The sequence below is a fragment of the Bacillus horti genome (assembly GCF_030813115.1).
GTDB classification, from domain to species: domain Bacteria; phylum Bacillota; class Bacilli; order Caldalkalibacillales; family JCM-10596; genus Bacillus_CH; species Bacillus_CH horti.
Map to the genome: position 1 here is coordinate 153,283 of NZ_JAUSTY010000009.1, position 24,157 is coordinate 177,439.

Annotated in this window: 20 protein-coding genes; 16 read left to right on the top strand and 4 right to left on the bottom strand. The window is 36.8% G+C overall.

The features are described from left to right. Positions 1-5 precede the first annotated feature (5 nt). The gene (locus tag J2S11_RS12265) at positions 6-1,355 is read left to right on the top strand and encodes a Zn-dependent hydrolase (RefSeq protein ID WP_307394930.1); all 1,350 of its coding nucleotides are present in this window, start codon (positions 6-8) and stop codon (positions 1,353-1,355) included. Between the two features lie 40 nt (positions 1,356-1,395). On the opposite strand, the gene J2S11_RS12270 is transcribed toward J2S11_RS12265, so the two are convergent. From J2S11_RS12270 to J2S11_RS12285, 4 genes are all read right to left on the bottom strand, one after another. Beyond that, on the bottom strand, positions 1,396-1,902 hold the full coding sequence (locus tag J2S11_RS12270; protein ID WP_307394932.1) for a metallophosphoesterase family protein: 507 nt from the start codon (positions 1,900-1,902) through the stop codon (positions 1,396-1,398). A 163-nt stretch (positions 1,903-2,065) separates the two neighbouring features. After that, entirely contained in the window at positions 2,066-2,602 is a 537-nt protein-coding gene (locus tag J2S11_RS12275) for a sigma-70 family RNA polymerase sigma factor (RefSeq protein WP_307394933.1), read from the bottom strand. Positions 2,603-3,401: 799 nt separating this feature from the next. After that, positions 3,402-3,671, bottom strand: a complete 270-nt coding sequence (locus J2S11_RS12280; RefSeq protein ID WP_307394934.1) for a helix-turn-helix transcriptional regulator — start codon at positions 3,669-3,671, stop codon at positions 3,402-3,404. A gap of 861 nt (positions 3,672-4,532) precedes the next feature. Next, on the bottom strand, positions 4,533-4,703 hold the full coding sequence (locus J2S11_RS12285; RefSeq protein ID WP_307394936.1) for a hypothetical protein: 171 nt from the start codon (positions 4,701-4,703) through the stop codon (positions 4,533-4,535). Positions 4,704-4,978: 275 nt separating this feature from the next. Between J2S11_RS12285 and J2S11_RS12290 the strand changes: the two genes are divergently transcribed. The 15 genes from J2S11_RS12290 to J2S11_RS12360 all read left to right on the top strand — a co-directional run. Beyond that, positions 4,979-6,088: a hypothetical protein gene (locus tag J2S11_RS12290; RefSeq protein WP_307394938.1), complete on the top strand. Its 1,110-nt coding sequence runs from the start codon at positions 4,979-4,981 to the stop codon at positions 6,086-6,088. A gap of 188 nt (positions 6,089-6,276) precedes the next feature. Next, positions 6,277-6,735: a DNA polymerase III subunit gamma/tau gene (locus tag J2S11_RS12295; protein ID WP_307394939.1), complete on the top strand. Its 459-nt coding sequence runs from the start codon at positions 6,277-6,279 to the stop codon at positions 6,733-6,735. 68 nt (positions 6,736-6,803) lie between these two features. Continuing rightward, entirely contained in the window at positions 6,804-7,046 is a 243-nt protein-coding gene (locus J2S11_RS12300; RefSeq protein ID WP_307394940.1) for a hypothetical protein, read from the top strand. A gap of 83 nt (positions 7,047-7,129) precedes the next feature. After that, positions 7,130-9,532, top strand: a complete 2,403-nt coding sequence (locus tag J2S11_RS12305) for a coiled-coil domain-containing protein (RefSeq protein ID WP_307394942.1) — start codon at positions 7,130-7,132, stop codon at positions 9,530-9,532. 54 nt (positions 9,533-9,586) lie between these two features. After that, complete coding sequence (locus tag J2S11_RS12310) at positions 9,587-10,204, top strand: S-layer homology domain-containing protein (RefSeq protein WP_307394944.1); 618 nt, start codon at positions 9,587-9,589, stop codon at positions 10,202-10,204. A gap of 1 nt (position 10,205) precedes the next feature. Further along, positions 10,206-11,303 (top strand): S-layer homology domain-containing protein, encoded by a 1,098-nt coding sequence (locus J2S11_RS12315; protein ID WP_307394946.1) that lies wholly within the window; start codon positions 10,206-10,208, stop codon positions 11,301-11,303. Between the two features lie 5 nt (positions 11,304-11,308). After that, complete coding sequence (locus tag J2S11_RS12320; RefSeq protein WP_307394947.1) at positions 11,309-14,365, top strand: M23 family metallopeptidase; 3,057 nt, start codon at positions 11,309-11,311, stop codon at positions 14,363-14,365. Between the two features lie 87 nt (positions 14,366-14,452). Continuing rightward, a complete protein-coding gene (locus J2S11_RS12325) occupies positions 14,453-14,917 on the top strand; it encodes a hypothetical protein (protein ID WP_307394949.1) in 465 nt (154 codons plus the stop codon). Between the two features lie 13 nt (positions 14,918-14,930). Then, the gene (locus J2S11_RS12330) at positions 14,931-15,365 is read left to right on the top strand and encodes a hypothetical protein (protein ID WP_307394951.1); all 435 of its coding nucleotides are present in this window, start codon (positions 14,931-14,933) and stop codon (positions 15,363-15,365) included. A gap of 19 nt (positions 15,366-15,384) precedes the next feature. After that, positions 15,385-16,737 (top strand): hypothetical protein, encoded by a 1,353-nt coding sequence (locus J2S11_RS12335; RefSeq protein WP_307394953.1) that lies wholly within the window; start codon positions 15,385-15,387, stop codon positions 16,735-16,737. A 197-nt stretch (positions 16,738-16,934) separates the two neighbouring features. Beyond that, on the top strand, positions 16,935-17,141 hold the full coding sequence (locus J2S11_RS12340; protein ID WP_307394954.1) for a hypothetical protein: 207 nt from the start codon (positions 16,935-16,937) through the stop codon (positions 17,139-17,141). 63 nt (positions 17,142-17,204) lie between these two features. Beyond that, positions 17,205-18,497, top strand: a complete 1,293-nt coding sequence (locus tag J2S11_RS12345; protein ID WP_307394955.1) for a hypothetical protein — start codon at positions 17,205-17,207, stop codon at positions 18,495-18,497. A gap of 173 nt (positions 18,498-18,670) precedes the next feature. Beyond that, complete coding sequence (locus tag J2S11_RS12350; RefSeq protein ID WP_307394956.1) at positions 18,671-20,419, top strand: fibronectin type III domain-containing protein; 1,749 nt, start codon at positions 18,671-18,673, stop codon at positions 20,417-20,419. 18 nt (positions 20,420-20,437) lie between these two features. Next, positions 20,438-22,270, top strand: coding sequence for a hypothetical protein (locus tag J2S11_RS12355; protein WP_307394957.1), 1,833 nt, complete (start codon positions 20,438-20,440; stop codon positions 22,268-22,270). 22 nt (positions 22,271-22,292) lie between these two features. After that, positions 22,293-24,157: hypothetical protein (locus tag J2S11_RS12360; RefSeq protein WP_307394958.1), on the top strand; the 1,865-nt coding region annotated here is incomplete at its 3' end.

Here is a 24,157-nt window from a genome sequence, read left to right on the forward strand (position 1 = left end):
GGGGAATGATCTTGTTAACAAGTAAAGACCTAAAACAGCAATTACTGGTAGGGTATGATGAAAGCTTGTCCCACTCTGGCATTAATGGTGAGAGACTGGCTCAGCGACTCCATGAATTGGCTCAAATAGGTATGACTCATGAGTATGGCTCAAATCGAATAGGCTTTTCCACAGAAGAGAGAAAAGCAAAGGACTTCATTAAGAGTTGGATGGTAGAAGCAAACTTAAAGGTAAGGGAAGACGGTGCAGGCAATATTATTGGTCGTTTGGAAGGTAGGCTGAAGGATTCAGCAGCTATCCTATCAGGGTCGCATGTAGACAGTGTACCAAACGGAGGTCATTTTGATGGGCCACTAGGTGTACTTGTAGCTTTAGAGGTTGCCCAAGCGTGGCAAGATCAAGGGTATCTTCCTGAGCTTCCGTATGAGGTAGTTGTTTTTAGTGATGAAGAAGGCTCACGCTTTAATGGAGGGTTAACAGGTAGTCAAGCTATGATGGGAGAGCTTGACTTTGATAAGCTCCACACGTTATACGATATTCATGGAGTACCATTCAAGGAAGTGATGGAGCAAGCAGGTTTAAGGGTAGATAGCTTGAAGCAGGCTAAACGAGATGTATCGGAAATTAAGGCGTTTATAGAGGTACACATTGAGCAAGGAAAGCTACTGGAAAAAGAGGGACTTACACTCGGTGTAGTGACAGGAATAGCTGGTCCAAGCTGGATGAATGTGACGTTTACAGGGCAAGCCGGACATGCGGGCAATACGCCAATGACAGATCGAAAAGACGCTTTGGTAGCGGCCGGTCAATTTATTGCTGGATTAAAAGATTTACCTCAAACGGTTTCCTCTACAGCTGTAGCAACAGTTGGGAAGTTGCAGGTATATCCAAACGGAGTTAATGTGATTCCTGGAGAGGTCCAATTAACAGTAGATATTAGGGATGTTGATTTAGAAGCAAGAGACGAATTGGTTCAAAGGGTTTTAAGGCTTGGAGAGGGTATCGCTAAACAAGGTAACATATCTTTCTCCGCCTTTGAGACATTGAAGATTGACCCTGTTCCAATGAATGAGGGTATGCAAAATACTTTACATGCTGCTATACAAGATTTGGCAAAATCTACTCCTATTCTTGCCCCGGCATTAATAGAACAAAGCAAGGAAACCCCTTTTTCGCTTATTAGCGGAGCAGGGCACGATGCAATGATATTAGGGAAGCATGTCCCGACCGCTATGCTTTTTGTCCGTAGCAAAGAGGGGATCAGTCATAACCCCCGCGAGTGGACAAGTCTAAATGATTGTATGATAAGTGCGCATGCTTTAAAGGCATGTATAGAAAGAATGATGGTTATTTAATTCTTAATTTGTGATTTCAAACAACATGTAAGTAGACTTATTAAATGATCGCAAAATGTTTTCTTACATCGTTAATATGAATAAGGGAATGACTAGTTTGCATAGCACTAATGCAATAGTAACGTGAAGGGTCAAGAATCCTTGATCCTTTTCTTCCATAGACATTACCAACTATGATTCCATTATTTATAAGTTTTTGGCTAGTTACATCATCTAGTGGGTAATGGCTGAGGCATAATTGGCCATCTAATAGAATATCTTCTTCATAGACCTCATCAAATACCTTTAGGCAGCTTTGCTTTAGATTTCTTTTATCCGAATGACCAATTCGTAGTATTTTATATCCGTTTAATTCTTTTAAAATTCTCCTATTAAAATTACTTTTCTTATTAAAGACATTTCCAAGATGGTAGATGATGTCATTAGGCTGTACAATGCTATTCCATAAGTCAATATTTTGAGATGCTTCTTCACTTTCATGGATAGATCGAGATTTATAAAAGTAGTTTTCCCATCCAGTTTCAGCTACTAGCCATGTGTTAATCATTAGAAATCTCCTTTATTCTATAATATATTGATTTAACCATAAACATTTTTTGAATAGTTAATCTTTTTTATATTGACCTATCCCCTAAACAGTTGCAAAAGTAAGATTGAAAGTGTATAATTCAATTAGTAGATTAAATGTATTACACTAGTATCACTATGGACTAACAACATAGCTCACGAAGTTTTTGTACTGCTCTTGTTGCACTTGACTTGTTCATTTGGAGTTTTCTTGCGATTTCAGACATCGACATGAACATTCCATAAGAGTCGTATAGCATATAGTCAAGAACTTCTTTTTCGCGTTTAGTGAACTTAGACTCATTTCGACTGTAATCAACTTTTAGTTCCACATAATCATAGCCAGACTCCTTTATTTGCATGGAAAAATAATCAGAGGTCGAACCAGATTCATCATCTGCCCCGTCACAATAATTTACTAAAGTAGTGACTTGGTCTATCATTCTGTTCTTTTTTCTATAATAGTCAACTACAGTTCTTCGGATAATAGTTTGGCAGAACGCAGAGAATTTTTCTTGTGGAATCTCTGTTTTTGTGCGTTTTAAAGCTTTTAATATTTCTAGAATACAATTTTGTTGTACATCTTTTTTGTCTTGCAAACACACCTTTCGTAGTTCATAATTGAAAATTTTATTAATTGATGAAGATTCTAGCATGTCCATTATTAGATTGCATTTCATCTACATATCCCCTTGATCAACTTTAATTTCAGAAAATTCAGATTATTTTACCGTCCCCTAGTACCACTTAAAATAAAATTCGTTAAAAATTAGATTTTTATTAAGCGACATTTCCTTCACATAGCGTATACTCATTTCATTTACAGCAACAATATACTCTGCTTCCTATTCGATTTTCTATAGTGATCTAGTTGTATTCGAATTATGTATTCACATCGTTTTAACATTATTTATATATCATTTAAGTGATATAAATGGTTGTCATTTGTTCATGTTTTTCCTCCTTTTATAGTTCTTAATATACAAATCGTCTAAAGTAGGCATTAAGTTGCAAAAAAGATTTCATTTTATAAGAACATATGTTCTGTTTGATATTAAATTAAAAAGAAGGTAGTCATAATGTTATACATCAAGCTTCTGTAAGTTTATGCTGGAGGCTACCAACTGGCTTAAATGCTTTAATATTAATGTACCTTCTTAAGCGTTTGTTCTATAGAAATCTTTTCTATGAAAATAATGCAATAGCTGTAAGATATTAAATAATAACATACAACTAAAGACCTATATTTCATGAATATTATATCATACTAAAATTGTATTTTAAATACATTTTTAGGGTATTATAAATAGTTTATTTTCTATAAATACAAACAAATGTTCCCTTTTATTGATTTAGTATACTCTGTTATTCCATTACAAGTCAACTCAATAATAAAAAAAGCCATATTTAAAGGCTTTTTAATGGAATGAATTATTTTTTCAGGATAAATCTCTCAATAAGCAAAAAGGTAGAGTAAATTTAATTTTTATTTAAACTGAAAATATTTTCTACCTCGCAGTTAAAGTACTCACATATTCTCATGGCAACTGCTAATGAAGGCTGATTTGTTCCCCTTTTTATAGCAACGATTCCTTCTCTACTTATACCACAAAACAAAGCAAGTTCTTCTTCAACCTCTCTAATAAGTACTCTATATCCTTCCCTTTCTTTAATAAGCTGAGCTTTTCTCAGATTTAACATCGCAGATAAAGTATTGGTAGTCCGATAAGGTAAGATAGTTCGTGGCATTCTTGTATGCTCCTTTCACATTGTTATCTTTTCGAATGATATGCGAGTCTTTCAAGTTTTCAAGATGGTCGGAAATAAATAATTGTCTAACCTATAATAATATTGAGAAGCTCTCGGGCTCTTTTAATATTCCTTTATATAAGGCTATTAAAACATGAGAACATAACATTTTTGACAGGATCGGATAGAGTAGGTTAATGGAACTATAAATAATTCGTTAGGAGTGGTTATTTAATGACATACCAACTTACTGAGATTATGAATATTATTGAAAAGTATTGTAACTATAGTAGGGTAGCTTATAAATGTCGTGAGGGCATATTGTTAATTAAGAAATACAGAGAGGAAAATCTATACTTGTGCGAGTATTTGTCACTTATAAATGATATGGTAGAGCCTGTTATATTTGCTGCTGTAGGTGAAGAAGAACTGTATGAACAAATTGTTGAATATAATTTATATTAACAAAATAGGATTATTTATACAATAAAATAATTTGCATAAATAAAAAAGATAGCTGTTTATTAGGACAAACAGACTATCTTTTTTTGTTAAAACATTGGTATCTAAACATTTACGAGTTTACATACTTGACTAGTGCTTGAGTTAATAAATAAACAAGAAATGATATAAAGCCACTGGTTAGGGCAAAGGCAATTGAAGGTAGAGGATTAAAATTATAATTAACCAGAGCTAATATTAGCCCAATCCAAAAGCCATTACAAAATGGGCATTGTAACCAAACTAGCAATAATGGCCACCGAGTAGAGGCTTCATCTCTTAACGGTTTCAGCAATTTAAAATCAATTAAAAAGAATCTAATTGATAAAGTGAAAAGCAACAGTTCATAAATAGAAGCCATTAATTTTTACTACGAAGCTTCAATAATTCATCAGCTAACATTTCTGCTTCTGCTCGGCTGATTTTTGCTTCTCCACCAAAATCATCAATGATTTTCACTTCATTTTCTCCAATAATGACATCAGGGCAACAGCTACCTTGGGTACATAGAGTAAGTTTGATATCTTTCATTTTATCCCTCCAAATTTATCTTTTAAAGCTAAATAGATAATCATTTAGCTTTTATCACAAGCATTATAAATATAACTTTTGAAAAGCTAACATTAATCTTGTAGTTCCATTTTCTGCTGTTTGTTAAGGATTACTTCTCTATTTCTTATATTAGTAGACGAGATATTAGAAATCAGGTGTGGTACTGTCAGATCTTTTAAATCTTTAGGATCAGATCAGTACACACATCGATAGTATCTATAGTTGCTTGAACAAAAATGATAGGAGAGATGTAAATGTTAAGAAGTCGTTATGAGAAGTTTCCGAATAAGAACAAGAAGATGATTATTAAAGGTTCAGGTAAATTCATGGCTAAGATTCCAGGATGTCTTGAATTGATTACTCTTGGCCACTTAAACAATATGCGTTTAGATATTCAACTCGATATGATTGATATCGAGGGAGGAGATACGGCTACTCCAATTGATACGTTGCTTCAAAAGAAAGTTATTGATATTACCGCAGAGGATGCGAAGTTTGATCTAAACATGGTTCGCCTTGTATTAGGTTCAAAGCTTCGTGAAGGTGTTTCTGGACTTACTTACGATATGAAGGTAGAGAATCTTGTAGCTGATGAAGAAAGTGGAACGGTTGTAGCAAATGTAAGTCAATCTATCTCTACCGCACAAGGTATGCCAAAGGTGCAAGTATTTAACCAAACAGTAGGAATGTTCATTGATTCTACTACTTTCACTGCATCTGGGAATAAAATTAGCTTTACTAGTGGGGTTACTGATAGAGATGAGTTAGTTGTATACTTCCCTGTTTCCTCTTCTCAAATTGATCAAGATGGATTCGTATGGGTTCTAGAAGAGAAGCATTCTTTAAATACAGGTGGAGCAGCTGCGGCTCACCTAAATTATCCATTATTTGAATCTGCAGTAAACGGTACGATGAGCAAGATTGAACATGTATCTGCTCGATTAATTCACGAGAATAAACTTCTAATGAAAACATCTAATCCTAATCCAGGTCAAGGTGAGTTTTATGTAGATGTTAATGAAAATAAGCTAGTCTTTAACGAGTATCTTCGTGGAGAGGGTGTATATGTAAATTATAAGCGTCCTGAAGTGGTAGATGTGTTAGACATTGGGTCAAATGACTTCCCGCTTACTGTTCATATTGTTCATGACGGTTTGTTTGAACAAAAGGATGGGTCACTTCAAGGGTACCAAACAGAGTTATTCTCTTGTCGTGTAAAATCAAACTTTACAATTGACGCAGCCCGCCAACAGGCTTCAACTCATTCTGTAACCTTAACAGTAATCGATCCTGAAAGACCTGATGGACGATTAGGAACGATCAAGCGATACCAGGTTGCTGGCGGTAAGGGCCTAGAATGTTAATTCGAAAATAGTTTAAAGCTACACATAGTTTTGAGTCCCTATCGTCCATTCTTGGCATAGGGACTCTTACATTTTCATGTTCATTTAATGAGAGGATTTCTTATATTACTTATGAAGGCGTTTGACTTCCCCCTGTCTTTCGTCTTTTTTTATACATTAGGGGGCATAAAAAAGGGGGAGAAATAAAAATGAATAAACGTGATATGGTACTACCTCAAAATGGTGTGAATCCTAATGAGGTAGCTAAAGAAGAAATAGTGGAAAGCAAGGAGACAGATCTATCACCTAAAGAAGAGATTAGTCCTGAGGAAGCAAGCTTTCGAGAAAAAGTTTTCTTTGAAGAGGATGAATCTGTCAGATTACGTGATGGAATTTCATATAAAATCCCACCTTTAGGGATTAAAGCAGCAAAAGAATTAATGAAAAAGCTAAATTCAGTTGATACAGCTATTATTATAGCAAATATGATTGAAAATGAAGCTGGAGATACGAATTATAACGACTTATTGGAAGTGTTATTAATGGGCTTTAAGCCCTATTATCCCAAAATGACAACTGACTATCTAGAAGAATATATTGACATCGTTACGGCAAAAGAAATCATTGACATACTTATTGGGTTGAATGGTCTAAAAAAGTCCTTATAGACTCTGAAGAGGAAGAAGTAGAATATGATAGCTCATCTGTCATAGATTGGGCAGAAATCTTCTTCTTGATGGGTCACTATCTAGGATTTAAAAAACAAGATGTATGGCAGCTAACGATTCCTCAGCTTAATTATTATTTAAGGAAATGTAATGAGCATATCGAGTTTACTATCAAGGTTCATTCCATGTCCTATATGGGTCTGTTTGGCAGTGCTTCATCCTCAAATACTAGTTCTTCAGCAATAGGAGATTCTGGATCATACAATGAAGCTACTGCGGAGGATATGGAATGGCTATCAAGCATTCTGTAACGCTATTATGCTGTATGGGGTGCATAGAAGTAGGAAACGGTAAAACGTAGTTTTAGTCTCTAATTAATAAAGAAGGTGAATAAATGAGTAATACTATGGCGGATGGACAAGCCACCTCTAAATTGGGAGTTCAGATAATAACGGAGTTTCAAAAATCAATTCAAAACATTCAGCAGCTCAGCCCCGTTGCCCAACAGCCAAATGGAACATCTAATCCATTCCGTTTAAATTTGCAGGCTTATCTATTATCTGAGTTAGATAAAATAAGCACGCAATTTTTTACGAATATTAAAAAACAGCTAGATTCACATATTAAACAATTACAGTCTCAGATGCAGCATAGGAATGTATTAACAAGAGACGCCATTCAAAATGCAATATCTCAATCACTAGGAGTAAATCAACAATCTGGTATGTCTCAAGATGCTGCTTTATTGGGATTACTAGAATCATTAAAGCCCCAAATTGATTTATTGATTAATGGAATTTCAGATTTGTCTCAAAACCTAAAAGGCTTTCCGGGTATGTTTACACAAATAGTTTCAGAGATTAAAAGCAATATGAACACAACAGGCTCATCGAGTGCTATGGGAGGTTTAGGTTCCTCTAGTAGGACAATGGATAAAAATGGAGCAAGAAGTACTATAGAGAATGTTCTATCTAGTCAAGGTGGAATGGATATGAGAGGTAAAGGTCTTTCAGCTATTTCATTAGGTGATACCATTTTCGGAGCGATAGATCTTGCAGATGATTTTAAAAATGCCACAAACAGAAGTAATCAAAACACTTCTAAAGGAAAAGGCTTTCTAGCAACAGTAGGTAAAATAGGAAGAACTGTAGGGAAGGTATTTAAGCCAATTTCTTTAGCATTTGCAGCAGGGGATGTTATTTCATCAATAGGCGCGCTTATAGATGACTCTAAATTATCTGAAGAAGAAAAGAACCTCAGAAACCAGCAGAATAGTTTAGAAGCTTATAAACTTGGCAGCAACCCGATAAACAAATATATTGGTAAAAATCTTGGAAATGATTTATACAATGTAGCTTCTTTTTTATTTAATGGAGATGCAAATGCTAGAACGGGTCAAAGAGAAATTTGGGAGGCGAACAAAGAATATAGTGACTGGGTTAAGGAGCAATATGGACAAGAAGCATATAAGCAGCTTCCTATATTTAAAAAAGATGCTTATTTAGAAGAATTTCTAAATTCTACTGGGAAATATGATGAGCTTGCTCAGGCAGAGCAAGACCTTTTTAATAGTAGAGCTGTTCAAGAAAAAGAAGAATTGATTAATAATCAAAAAATGAAAGAGCAAGCGGAAAAGGCCATTAGAGAAAAAGAATCGTTATTAATACAAAATGGTGACTATAGTTCCTTCTCTGAACAAGCTCTAGGGGAACATCTTGACCGACAACTCAATGAACTAAACGATAATTATGATTTAAAGGAGCTAGAATCAATTTTATCTGGTCATAAGATGTATTCCACAGAGTTCTTTAATGTATTAAGACAGAGGTTAGAAGAAGAACAAGAATTAATCGATCAGAGCCTAGAGAATTTGGATGGATTGGATGATTATGATTCTATAAAAGATAAATATGAAAAACGTAAAAGTGAGCTAGAGCTTGCTCTAAATAATCTAAAACGCGAGGAAGCCATTACCCAAGCCAATGTTAACATAAATGACGCACAGCATAATAAAACGATGCAGGATCTCATGGGTTCTCTAACCATGAATCGTAACTCTACTGAATATATAGATCTACAGAGAAGTACGACTTCTGAAATGATAACGGCACTTAAATACAATCTCGATAATCTTAAAAAACAAGCTATTCTTGATCCAGATGACGAATTAAAGGGGCAGATCCAAAATCTAGAGCAAATGATCCTAGGGGCAGAAGTCTCTTTGAAAGATCTCTCCCTTCAGCGTATTACTGGTTATAGAAGTGAGCTTCAGCAGTTTAATTCTGAACAAGAATTGGAGCTAATGAGAACAAAAGTAGCTCATGGCTCAAGTAATTATCCAGCAATCAAACAGTTTACAAGAGCCCAAAATCAGGAGCTAATTTCTAAGCTTAATGAATATCAAGCTAAGCTAGAGTCTGAGCTATCACGAGAAACAGACTCTGAAAAAAGAGAAGCCTATGAAAGAGAACTAGTTAATTTAGAAAAACAATCCTTACAGGTTCAATTAGGATTATTAGATGAAGTAAGAGGACAGGGTGGAACTTTCAATTTACCAGACGGGTTCAGAGCAATGAGTGAATTTGACTATATGATGAGTAGGGGAACTCATTCTAGCTATGCTCTGTCAGCTGGTGATATGAATGTAAATGTTATCTTACCTAATATTAATAATTGGTCGACTCCAGATCAGATTCGTATGGCTGCTGAACAATTCGGAAGAGGGTTGGCAAACAGCAGGCAAAATTCTTTGAGGTTTATGCAAGCTGGTGGGCCGTATAATTACCGGACACTTTAGATAGTAGGCCCCATCAATAAAGGTGGGGCTATTTTATAGAAGGAGGGGAACGAATTGTCCCAGCAAAAACCATATCGTAATGAGGATGACATATATAAAAAGAAGCTTTTCTATGACAACGGGATTGAATTTAAAGAAGTTAAAGGGAGAATGACTAGAGAATATGTCCCTCCTACACCTGTATTAATGTCCCATGCTAATCAAACCATTCAATCATCTGCTGGTTTAGTCCAAAGAGGAACCTCTCATTATACATTGACATTATCATTTCTATTCTCTAGCAAGAAGGAGTACGCAGATTGGGTACAATTTATTGGCTCAACACATAAATTTTATGATGAAAAAGGCACAATTTATATAGGTGTGGTCAATGGAACTCTAGATATTAGGGCTGTCGAGCAGGAAACGAAATACTTAGTATCCGTGCCTTTAATTATGATAAGAAAGCAGGACTTTGAATTTAGACATAAGGCTCCGTTTGTTGATATCGATCAGCATTGGGCAAAAGTATATATTGATGAATTACAACAAAGAGGACTTATTTCTGTTTATAACAGTATAGGGGAGGAGGTTCAATACTTTAAACCTGAAACCTATATTAACAGGGCAGAAACTGTAACCTTTCTAACAAGAACATACAAGTATATTAATAAAGTTCTAAGGGGGTATTAACATGCGCTGGATTGATATAAATCCAAGGCAATGGTTCTATAGATCAATTTTAGAGTCCCAGCAGGTTTTCTTAGATGCTGATAAAGAAAGAACATTGTTTAATGGTCATACCTATAATATGTTTGAGGATGAAAAGGAGAGAAGGGTTGAGGTCATAATAAGTGATGAAGGTCAAAAGGAATTTGAAATCCAAGGCTTCAAGCCAGATCCGAGGATGGAAGTCCTTATCTACATTGATGGTGTTGTAGTTTTTCCATCAAAACTAGAAGATGACTATGTTCACCTTCCTAACCCCATTGCAGGGAATAAAGAGGTCGTTATTATTATCTCTGGCGTTCCTAGGTTGACGAAATATCCATGTGATCCTAATGCAACAGATTGCTCTAATGGGAATTGTAGAGAGGTGCCTTTAAGTAGTGGATGTCAGCCTCAATATCCAAGTGTAAACTTAAGGCAGAGGGGTAGCTACTCTTTTAATATTAACTATCTACGCAATGAGGTAGCTATTTCTCTTGGAAAAACCTTGAAGAGAGTCAATGTAGAGCTCTTACCAGGGGAGTCCACTCAGAATGCTTTAGAGAGAGTGCTAGGTTTTAAACAAGATGTTTTTACTGTAATAAACGGTGTACTATACGTATCCTACCATCTTAATCAGGTGCCTGTAAGAATCAATTATAACTATATCGACCATAATGATGGTGGAATCGTTAAATATACGGCAGGAGAGAGAGTTATTCCTACTTCCAATTGTGTCCTTTATAATGATAGATTCTTTCCTGATGTTAAATTAACTAGAGCGGAGTTCTTATCTCTAATCCAGAGGATGAGAGAGAATTTTTATAATAGATATACAGATCGGGGTTATGTGAAAGTAAATAAATCCTTAACTCAACGCTATATAAGGGATCGAAGTGAAATAGTAGGTAGATGGTATGATGAAGATGTTTTAAGTAGTTTAGATGAGAAATATTTAGATGGGTGTTATGTTTTCCCGCTTTACGAGGATGATAGCTTTAATCCACAAGCATGTATTACTAGAGCCGAGGTTATCGTGTATTTACACAGGTTTATTGAGTGGTCCTTGGAAAGGTTCAGGTGATCGAGATGACAATGATTTATGGACATCAAACACCTTCCAAGTCATTTATGGATAGTTTAATGAAAAAAGTCAATGCATATGGAACGGAGCCAAGGGTTTTAATTGAATTGGATAAATTCTCATATGTTCCAGGTGTGAAAAGTAGATTTGATATCGTGGAATGGATTTTCAAAAATGAAATTAATGATGTGAACGGTGATGAAATTCCAGCTGTTAATGAGCCTGATTTCCAACACGACACAGGGCATGAACCTGATAAACATGAAAGATATGAGTATATTGTTTGTGCCGCTCAGGATGCTTGTAGAGCATGGGGGCTGGATAAGTACGCTGTTGCTTTTTTATTGGCGATTTGTAAGCATGAAACCGTATTTGGAACAGCAGGAAAGGGAGAAAAAAGAAAAGGAAGCTATGTGCTAGGCTACGGCTGTCCTGGAAATTGTAATCCAAGCTATGCTGGAATAAAGACTCAGTTTTATTATGGAGCTAAAAGATATAGAGAAGCTTTAGGAAGTAAGTTACCTGAAATCGCTTTGAATGGGCTTAGACAGTCAGATGTCGACTGGTTTCATGAAGGTGGAGATAAAGGCTATGGGAGATGGGTTTGGTCAGCAGACGGAGCAAATTGGAAAAGGAATGTATGGATCAACTACCAACAGCTTGTACAGCAAGATTTGTCCTGTAGTTCTACTCAGGCATTGTCTACTCCAAACCTCTTCAGCCAATTTCAAGCAAACCAAGCTGTTCAGTCAGTAGCCGAAGTACCTGCCTTCCCTATTGAGGGATCTTATTTTGGAAGCCATTCGGGTGATGCTAGGGTAACCTCTCATAGTAGTAAGAACTCCAACAAAACAAGATCAAATCATAGAGGAATAGATTTGTCTCTTAATGGAGGGCCAACTGTAGCTCACGGTAAAAATATTGTAGCCTGCTGGGAAGGAACAGTTAAGGTTTCTAAATATAGTTCTTCTTACGGAGAGTATGTCATTGTAACTCACACAAATGGTTGGGAGACTTTATATGCCCACTTGGTAAGAGGGAGCCGTGTTGTGAGTGTAGGACAGAAAGTATTGAAAGGACAGGTGCTAGGTAAGCTAGGGAATACGGGAAATGTGTCTCCTAGACCATCAGCTACTAATCCACTTGCTGGAACACATCTTCATTTCGAAATATGGAAAAATGGTTGGGTTTACGGAGGAAATGATTGGATTGACCCGTACCCCGTGCTGACAGGTGCACAAAAAGTATCAGCTGACCAAGGTCAGGATAATAGTAAGCTTGAAATCATAGAGAACGTGCGCTACAACAAATGCTATAACAAAAATGGTCATCTATCAGAGGATTTCTTACATCTCGAAGATGTTACTTGGTTTACAGATGCCACATTAGCCCAAAAATTTGTTGGATACAAAATAGGAGCCATTAAATCTGGAGAGCATAGAAGCTTTGCTTATAAACATAATTTCTCAGCTGATGGCTATTTTGAATATAACTTTATTGCTGATTTGAAGCAGGGGGATACCCTAACGATTAGGGTCGACGGAATACCTACTCAAATCTATACACATGAGGATACCAATGGAAAAATCATTTATGCTCCCCCTGTTATTGTTAAATATGCGAATGTATCACAAGGTGGTGCAAATTCAAAAATTATAGATTTCCATTTAGAATCTAGTAGTGGAGAAGCTTATTTTGGATTAGGGTGCTTTAAAGTTGCAGAAGTAGAGGTTGCCTACGGGAATACTCAAGCGGAGGTTACTCAGAGACTGTTGGAAAAATGGCACGATGTAGGCGCATTTGTCTATTCAGATACCATTACCTTAGAAAGTGATATTGTAGAATGGGAGATCAATAATCACTTTGACATGCAATCTGCTACAGCTCGAATCACTTTAGATAACAGTAAAGGATTATTCTCCCCGACCTATGAAAGAAATCCTCTGTTCCCTGACAACCTTGAGGAATCCATCTATTCATGGTATGAAAATGGTCAAGTGCAGCACATTATTAGTGAAGCAACACCTATCAGAATTTATGCAGGATATGGCGATCAGTTAATTCGAGTGTTTACTGGAGCAATAAAGGGAGAAGTAGAAGAGGATTCTACTGAAAGAACGATAACTTTTAAATGTGTGGATATGTATAACCAGCTAGAGGAATGTGTATTCACGAGACCATTAAGCTTTCCTCCTGTTGATGAAAAAACGGGTCATACAGAGGAAGAACCGAAGGTCATGTGGCTAAAGTCATCCATTGTCCAAGCCATTGTTCGTGAAGCAGGCTTAGTAGGCTGGAGATATACCCTAGAAGATATAACCCATCCGGATTTCATAGTAGAAGAATCCGTTTATTTGGACATAGATAAGGGTGAAAGAAAAGCAGTTAAGCTTGATGAACATGGACATCCTCAGGAAGTTCAAATTGAGCCTGAACAAACCATTGGTGGCTACAAAAATCCGTACGTTGAGACGGCACAGTTTCAAATAGGAGCAAGAGCTTCAGATGCAATAAATCAGCTTATTTCAGATACAATGTATAGAAGTTATTGCAATCGATATGGAACCTTTATTTTGGAGCAGATTCCAACGAATACAAGTACAAAATGGAGCTTTATTGATGAAGAGAATCTATATGGACTGGACTCTTCCATCGATTACTCAAGAGTCCGAAATCACCTAATGATTGCAGGCCCGGCAGGCTTTGAAGCGAAAGTAGATCATTTTTTTGATAGGGATCTAACCATAGCTTTAAAGGGAAATGTTCGTACAGCTGGGATTCAGGTCGATTGGCTAGATGAGAGATTTGGTTCGACAGCAAGAGGGCAAAAAGAAACAGTGGCAAATCGTCTTTTTTATGATATGAAACGTCAATCACGAAGCTATAGTGTTGTAGTAAAAGGAAATCCAATGATTGATATCTTGGACGGGTGCTATATTTATGACAGAAATACCTCATCATCAGGCTACTATATGATCAAAGGAAATAGGTTGGTTGGTAATCAGCAAGGAATGCTAAATTTTATAGAGCTTACTTGGGAGAATACGCAACAAACAGATTAAAAAATATAGAAAGAAGATTATTCAACATTACGTTAGAATAATCTTCTTTCTTTCTATAATGAAGTATGAAAAGAAGGTGATTAAGCTATGAAGAACTTTATGAACACAAATGAAGTCTTTCCTATATTGGATATGATCAACAGGGAAAGAAATAAAAAGAATGGAATTCATCTAAGTGGTATTGGGGGCTATGCTGATCAAAATAATGATTATATCACTGATGCGTGGCAAATTGAGAGCCTTGAGATCATTAGAGACGCCGAGAATGAAGTAGATCCCCATGTCATAAGTCAGGTTGCTATTGCATACCGAAACGGTGCCTCTGAAATGATTACTCTAAAAAGAGGTTTAACACCCCCTATAGATAGCAATTTACCAGATAGTGACTATATTAATCACATCTTAATTAGAGAAGTTGTTATTGAAACAAGCTATCAATTGGGAACTAGCGTGATACAAGCTAAAATACTCAGGGAAAATGATTTTGGTTCTATACAAAGAGTAGAGCTGGAGTATGATGATGAGCATATTCAACATTCTCACACAGAATAGGAAGGTGAATTAATTGAGCTTTGGTGCAAATGTAATTGTTGGTGGAGAGTTAGAAAGAGTTGGTCGACTACAAAGTGGACGTTTAGATCACCCCTTCATGCCCCTGAAAACTGTTCCTTACATAAAAGGAGTTTTATTAGAGGTACCTGGAATGGTAGGGGAATATGATATACACTTTGTTCCTGAATTTGATATTGAGCTCATATCAATAGCGGTGGGAGCAAGTGAATATCATCCGAAGGATCATTGGAGTGTATTTATTAATCAGGATGAGCCGAAAAACTACATTTTTGATGAAATCTACACAAAGGATTTACCAGAGGGAGCCTACCTGATGGCTGTAAAGGTCGTAGAAAAAAATGTTCCCATTACGTTTAGATTCAATAATGAAGGTGGCAAAGCAAAGTATGTGTGGATTAATTTTCAATGCTTAAGAGATGAAGATTAGAGATGAGGGGTGAGGAATAATGCCTTGGGTTGAGGAGGAAATTGAGCATTCAAAGTTCTTAGATACATTTTGGTGGAAGATCTTACGGCGCTTTAAAGACCCCGAAGAGAACTATTGGTGGCAAAATTTTAACGAAGATATCGATAAGGTTGAAATATATAAAATTTCCTTTGAGAGAGGGCTATTAGTCAACAGAGGTGGTAGATTGCAGCCCCCCTCTACAGCAAGGAATGGGAATATATGTGTAACAAGACACATCATTATGAGGCGATGGGATAATGAATTTTTGGGACTAGCTCAATCAACGGGAGCTATTCGTGTTAGCTCGAGGGAGCTTCCAGTAAATCAAGATGAATGGCTACGCTGGAGTATCAACTTTTATAATAATACAGCTGCTTATACGACTGTCTATGCTTATACCATGGATAATTACGAAGGCTATACACATTTCTTAGATGAGGCAAATAATCCTAGACCAGTAACTATTTTAAGTCACGACTCTGGTAAAGGGGTTCTGCTAGCTAGCCTAGATATTGAACATTATAATGAGAATTTACAATTCCCCAAAATGATGCAATCTCCTATTGTAACCCTTCGATTAAATGAGGAAGAAGGAGAGCTTTCAACGATTGGTGGGAAAATGATAAGGACAAATACAAACTGGTGGGATGACTCGATTATTAGGGTTAAGGGAAACATTACTGAACGGTCTATGTTTTTGACTTTCCAGACAGATTCTGCGCCTACCTGGCAGAATAACTTAGTGACCACTGTCCCACTATTCTTTGGGAATATCATACATTCTGAAAATAATAGTAGCATGATAGGCATGTTTGGAGGAACTCAGGTCCCATCACATTTTGATTACGATAACCTACAAGAATCAACGTCCATCATGCAGCCAATAAATAGAAATTATGTCCATTATCCCTCCAATGGAATCGATTCAATTATGGTGAAAAGATCAAAATACGGAGCAAGGTATCAATCACACTTTTTAAGATGGAATGCTCCGGCTAATGAAATGCCTCCTACAAGGTCCGAAACTAGGGGGGATCGGGTGAACAGAAAGTATCCAAGATCTTGGAACTATTTAAGAGAGGGTTATTATCAATATGATTTCCATCCTTCTAGATATTCGGATACTTTACACTCTTCTAGAGCCTATGTTGTGCACCCTGAAGATGGGGTATTAGGGTATATTCCAGCTATTATTTTAACCCCATCAATTAATATGTCAGAGGGTGAAACCCTACAGCTTCCTCATTACTGTATAGATTGTCAGGAGGAGTATATCCACCCTGTTCCTGAAGAGCCAGTCATTACCCCTTGGGAGCCTCCTCCAGACTCCAGAATACTTTCACTTAGCTAACCATGAAATGGGGCATTATTGTCATTACAACTCAGTTTCACTACAAAGATGGCAGGAGATTCAAGCAATCGATAGAGATAAATATGGAGAGTACACCCCTCTAAGTACAGAAGATTTGAAATATATAGAAATAAATCTTAGTGAATATGCACATTGGTGGTTTCCGATTGAATTTGTAGCGGAAGGGAGGAAAAGAAATGATTAAAATAGCAGCTTGTTCATTATGTAAGCATTTACTGACAAAAAGAGGAGAAGTCCCAAAGTGTAAGGCTTTCCCAAATGGTATTCCAGATGTTATTACTACAGGTGATGAGTTCCATCTTGAGCCGTTTGAAGGCGATGGAGGAATCCAATATGAAAGGCTTGATGAAAGTAGAGATTTCAGGCGTATTTTTAATTTGTAATCATAGGTAAAAATAAGTTAGTGGCTTTGCATGTAGCTGGATAGATGAGGAGGTCATTTGAAATTGAATATTAAGAAGGCGGTATTACCCCAGCTACTTTACCCTTCTAAGGGGTATGGTTCAAACACTTCTACTCTTATTGCAGGAGTAAGGTGGTGGAATGAAACTTACGAAGAGGCTAGTAGATTTACAAAGGGTGGAGAAGTTTTATCCTATCATGAAGAAATTCCAATTAGGGTTATTGATGCTTGTATAGATCCTACACCAGAGTTGGAGGTCTTTGTAAATAAAGCATTACAGAACCTTGCATTTGTAAATGTAAGTATTAGATATCTAAAAAATAATAGAGTTATAGAAGAAAAAATTCATGTAGATGTTTCATCCCCCCATCCAGAGGATTCTAATATTAATATTATTGGTCCTATTAAGCTGCATACAAAGGATTTAGGTAAGGAATCTTCTTATTATGATTTTTCGCAGATGTCTGGAGAAGGGTTATATGAAATTGTTGTTTTGGCCTATGACAACAATGGGGATTATATAACTTTACGAGTTCCCTTTAAATTTATTAACTTAAATTCCAATAAGGAGAAGAAACACAAAATAGAAGAATATTATTATACCTTAATTGAAGGGGCTTCACCCTTAAGTAAGAAACCAGGAACACATTATAGAGCTGCAGGCGTAGGAATTCTAAAGAAAAGTGCATGTGGGAGCCGAATGATGACTAAGCCTAGTGCTCCAATAAGTAATCCTTCACAATATCCTATTATAGAATCTCCACTATTTGCACCCTGTGCGCTACTTGTTTCACCTAGTCATCAGAATTGCTTTGTAGGAGATACTGTTTCATTTTCCTTTTCTCATGGTAATGACTCAGGTGTTGCTTTAATGGAAGTAGACTTTGATAGTGATAAATTAGATCAAATTGGTGAGCGTAGCTTTTTGGTTAAAGAGGCAGGGGTATATGCTTTTCAATTTACCGCATTATATAACAATAATCAGGAATGTAAATCACAGGTTGTATATATTGAAGCTCAGCACCAGCCTATACCTACTAGAAGGTGTGGAGAGCATATTAGTGGTGGACAGGGATATGCTAATTACCAGTTTTACATGGGCACTCAAGCTGGTAGAGTAACGGTCACTTACGATTTTTATAGTGCTCCTGATAACATGGATATCTACGATTCTCATGGAAATAGATTAGCAACAACCGGCTATATTACAGATACTCAAGGTAGTCCAATAGTTCTCAATTATGAGCCTAGTATGGGGAATTTAATTGTAATTATGAATGATGGTGTATCAGGGAGCTTATGGGAATATAGAATTAGCTGCCCTGTTCCATGGTAGTAAAACATTAATCATGTTATGGAATAGAGAAGAATGCCTATAATGAATGTGCTGCTCGTTTCTAGCAACTATTTCGTTTAGTGAAACGACTGCTATAGAGAGCAATGTTAATGGACTTTCCAAGTTCAGTACATCTTTCTAAGAAAAAAAATAAAAGAAAAGAGGGTGTTTTAATGCCTTTTATTGATACAACGCCTGCTCTATCTGAGTATAAAATTAAAGAGGGCAATGTTCAGGAAGCATTAGGAAAGCTACTTGAGGCTCAAGGTTGGACCATTGCTTTAACCTTTAAAAAGGCTGTAACAACAGCTCACTTCTTATCTAACGGTCATCCTGAGAGTGCAAGGCATAATGAAATTTTTGCCGTAGCGCAGCATTATATTTATCAAAATGCTAAAGGAAAAATGTTGGGCTTAGCAATAGCGGCTGAGTTCACAGAGTTTACCAATCACCATATGGGAGTTCCTTTCTATAACATGATGGGGGGAACTACTGAGCAAAAAAATAGTATGATTACATGGCTTGTAAACAAATTTGAAGATAACAAAGTCAATACCTCCTTATATTACTATATGGTTGAGGAACTTCCAGAAATCGAAAATGAAACTACACTTCTTGTTCCCTACGGGGGTTCTAATATCAATGATTCCGATCCTAACAATCCATACAGACCAACGGACGCTGATACAATTTTACGTATGGCGCTTGATTGTGAGGTTGTGGAAACTGATTATGCTACTTCTAGTCAAGGCTCTCTATATATTAAGAGAGCAGATCCAATGATAATGCAATCCCCAATTGTTAAGAGTTCACTTAGACCAAACTTTACTGAGGATGTTAGTCACCCATTTATGAGAACAAACTGGTGGGAAGATAGTGAGATTTCGCTAAGGGGCTATATTGACAGCGAAAACATCTTTGTCGTGCTACAGGCTGATAATGTACCTGCATGGGAAAATAATATTATACCAACTGTACCCTTGTACTTTGGAAATATTGTACCTCTTGATAAAGGAGATGAAGAGGTAGCATTATTTGCAGGTACTGTACCTCCAGGTACAAATGAAGATCAGGTGGCTACGTATGATTTTGATGGTATTGTAAGAGGCGGAGATCGAATTATGCCAATTTTAAAAAATTATCCCCGTCATCCTTCAAATGGTGTAGATACGGTCATGCTTAGTCGCTCTAAATTTGGTGCGCGCTATCAGGAGTACTTCTTATCGTGGAATGCAGCTCCTAATGAAATGCCTCCTGCTAGACAAGGTGTAAATGGAAGGAAGAAATACCAAAGAGCATACCAAAATTTTGATACTACAAATTACAAGTTTCAATTTAATCCCTCTAGATACTCGAATAAGATCCATACTTCTAGAATTTATGTTGTGCATCCAGAAGAAGGGGTTAGAGGACATTTGAATCACTCTATTGGCTTGAATTCAACGAACTTCAGTGCTGGAAAGCTTCGTGTGCGCAAAGAAAATTGCCCTGATAAAATCTTTGACGTTTATAAATATGTGCCTATCAGTGGATTATCTCCTCTGACAAAGAGACCAGGTACAGCGTATAGACCGATGGGATTAGGAATTTTTGAATCTGAAGTTAATACGGGTGAAAAGACTGTTCAAGTCAATGCTAAAAACACAGTTCAACCAGCAGAACCTGTCGATGTGAGAATAGAAAGTCACTCCAGTGGAACAGTAACACTTTCCTGGACTAATCCATCTGAAGATGGCTTTCAAAGTATTAATATTTACCTCGATTCAAGCGAGGAGAAATATGCCTCAGGTGTAACAGCAGTAAACGAGTATCTAATTTCAGGACTTACAAGTGGGGACAAACACACAGTTACCATAAAAGCTGTTGACATAAATGGTAATGAGTCTATAGGTATAACTACAGAAGAAGTAACAGTACTTTAAAATAGGGAAGGTGATTACATGATTAATCAAGATGGTTTTTTCGACGAAACTTTATCTGTTCAGTTAATGCCTCAGGAGTTAGAGGAATTATTTAATGAAGCTGGTTGGAAAACAACAGCTAAATACCGCGTATTTCACCCTTTACAAGGGGATAGCTATAGAAAGAAATTTGGAGAGGTCAGGCTATTTAGTTCTACGGGTAGTGATGAGAAAAAGAGAAACTTCGGCTTTATTAGTGGATACGGTGGAAAAGTTACACCAGTCGGAGAAGAGCCTATCATTTCTAAAAACTCATTTTTAGGTGAGCTTGAGGAAATAGAAGGATCAAATGGTTTGAAGTTTAAATTCAAAGTATTTCCAGTTCTTAATCACTCTGTTCTAATCTATGACGAGCAGGATGCATTGTTAGATGAAGCTAGTTATACGGTAGATGGTGAAAATGGTGAGGTTACATTTACCTCGGCTCCAGATAAAAAGCTAGTAGCTACTTTTGCTCTGACCGATAACGCACCTGAAATGACTAAACGTCTTTGGTTCTTTACATTTGAGGATTTCCGTCCGGAAAGATCTATTTTTAATAGCGAAGGATTAGAAATTAGTCGATTACAAGATCCAATTAATGGGCAGTATCATTTTCCTCTTAAATCCGGAGAAAGTCTTAAGCATGACACGGTAGTCCTTTATAGCGGAAGAATAGGTGCTGGTGGAAGTGGACAGGTCATACCTACAGAATCCTATACGATAGACTATGCCCAAGGTAGTGTTTCCTTTGAATCCACGTATACTGTACCTCCTGTTATTTATGCAGACTATACAACGTTTATGTCTGCTGACGATGATGACTTCGGAGATTTATTAGTTCCGGATTTTAAGTCCCATGATCCTGAAGAATTGGCTGGGGCAGCTTATTCAGGTCTAAGGCTTATCTTCCCATCTATTCCTACAGCCGTTTCTTTTATACCTGATGATGAATATGGTTTAGGATGGGGGAGAAGCTCCCAAATTTATGTGTGGGGTAACGCCTCAGTTGATCGAATTATTTCTTATTTTCGTGTAGACCCTGCTCCAGATCCGGAGAAAACATATTTTGCACCTTTATACATTGGTAGACTTTCGACAATAGGTAAAGAGCCAAGGCTAAATAATGCACTTATTGGTGGAAGTCGAGGCAAAGATCAAATTGAGTATGTCAGTGGGTTAAAGCTAGGAAGAAATGTTGTAGACTACGGTCCAAACACCTCTAACGGTAATACTAGTGTAATGCTCCAACAATCCGTAGGCGGTGCTATGTATCAGAAGTATTATTTATCCTTTATCACTCATGATGCCGAAGCTGATAGAACCAATGAATCACGCTTCAACCCTTCTGTATATAGTGGGAAATATCACATTTCACCAATGTACATTGTTCATCCATCAGATGGCTATGTTGGGAGATTAGATGAGGTTTATGCGATTCATCCTAAGAATATATCTCAGCTAGATGAGCTTGAAGTTACGGAGAAAGCAAAAGATGAACATCTTGGAAATGGAGATGGGACAAACAAAGTGTTCCATTTATTCCATAAGCCTGTGTTAGATGAGGAGTTTAGAATTCAATTAGTCAGTGACGATGGCTGTAGCTATTTAGATGCAGATAGTGGAGGGTTTACTATCCATGCTGAGGATGGCACAAAGTTGATTGAGCTAGAATCTGCTCCTGAGCGTGACGTAGAAGTGTATGTTACCTACAATTACAATCAAGTTTATCGTTTTACGTTAGCTGACACCCCAACTACTCCGTTTCGATTAGCCAATATGACCCCATATAATCCTATTGGGCTTGGGTTTTTGAAGGAGAATATCAATTAATTACGAAAGGTAGGTGGTGGAAATGGGTAACGGTAAACAATACCTTCTCAGTTTCACTGCCTTTTTTCATACTGGGAAGCAGTACTCGATCTCCTATAATCTTCACCAAAGAATTGCAACCCAAAATAAATACCCTTATATGTTCGATCCATGGAGTAGATTTCAGGCATTAAAAATGGATGAGCTAAAGCATGGTATGAAGAGAAGGGCAAAATACAGTAAGCTTTATCCTTTACACAAGCTAGGCATTTTAACAGATGTGGAGGGAGAGCTTGAACGAGCTCCCTTACATTCAAAAGGTATACAAATAGAAGCTGATAATCATGAGTATATGTCGATGGGTGAGCCTATTAGGACTTCTGAAATTGAGGAGGTTGTTGAGCCTTTTCATCGCTACTTATATGGTATAGATGAGCAACAAATATCTGGATTAAACCTTGAAAAAGAGAAAGTATATGACCTTGAAAACCTAAACTTATCCTCTAGTGAACCTAACATTCAAGAAGTTAATATAGATAGAATACTTTTCCAAAACAAAAAAGAGCTTATTTTACAGGCCAATTTCAATAAGAGTTTATCTGCTGAAAAATTAACTAGTGATATGTTAAGTGTCGAGCTTAATGAAGCTCAGGCGTTATCTTTACAAGATATAGAGAGACTCTCTGATGAGTATGCTAATGTGATCAATCATGAATTTACTCATTTAGAATCTAGTCCATCTACTTTAAGGGATTCAGCTGGTCAGATGCAAGAAGAAATTCTTGTTCCAGAGAATGAACATATAGAATACGTAAATATAGAAGAAAAAATCTCTATGCATCTGAATGAAGAAAACAACTTTATAGTGGCAGATGAGCTACTTACTGATTCTTCAAGGCTTCTACAGATTATGTATGGCACAGAAGTCTTAGAGCAAATTCATTCTAAAATACGTGATGTTGTAACTTCTTTAGAAAAAGATGATCTAGCTCAGAATGTGTTGGATAGTGAAGGGAAGGTAGAAGAAACTACTCTTACTGATAAACAACAAGTGGATAATGAAGCCATTTTGTTTGGTCAAGACGATTTACTGCAAGTAAATATGGAGCAGGGTAGACGTGAAGCTGAGATGCATAGCTATCAAGAAGGATCTATCAATAATGGTAGAGAAGCTGTGCATTCTGAAGAATACATTCCTCTTCAGAGAAGTGCAACTATTGAAACAGAAAGCATTCTATCAGAAATGTTTGAAAAGGCTAATGACTTATCTCCATTTATGATAGATGTTAGTCAAGACTTTATTCAAGCAGATGTAAACAGTAAGCGGGATGTTGTTATTCATTCGCATGACTTCACTGAATCTAGTTCTCAGCTTGGGGTGGATCTAATTGATGACGATCAAGCTCGTGCGTCAAGTACTGTAGAAACTAGCTACTCAACTGTAGAAATGGTTAATAAACATACTGATCAAATTTTGTCAGTAGAGCTTCATAATCATGAAGATATGAATTCTCGTCACCCAGTAGAGTTATCTAACCATGACCTTTCTACAAATATATTCTCGCAGCCGTTTCACCTAGAAAAGGTAGAGGAGTCTACCTCCGATAAATTCTATGGTCAAGACTTTTACTTAGCTGATCATGAGTTAGCAGACCATGCAGGAATAGAATCTCTTGGGCTTAGCAATGAAAGTAGCAAAGGTACGGTTACTTTGGCTTCTGATGTGAATTTATTCCAAAAAATTGATCAAGCTGAAAATTGGCATATCGATGATCTGGGCGAATTCTCCATAGAAAGGGCTCAAAGTAGCGACAGCTCTTATGAAATCGTGAATGAATTACCTATGGAAAGAGCTCAAAGTAGTGATAGCTCTTATGAAATCGTGAATGAATTACCTATGGAAAGAGC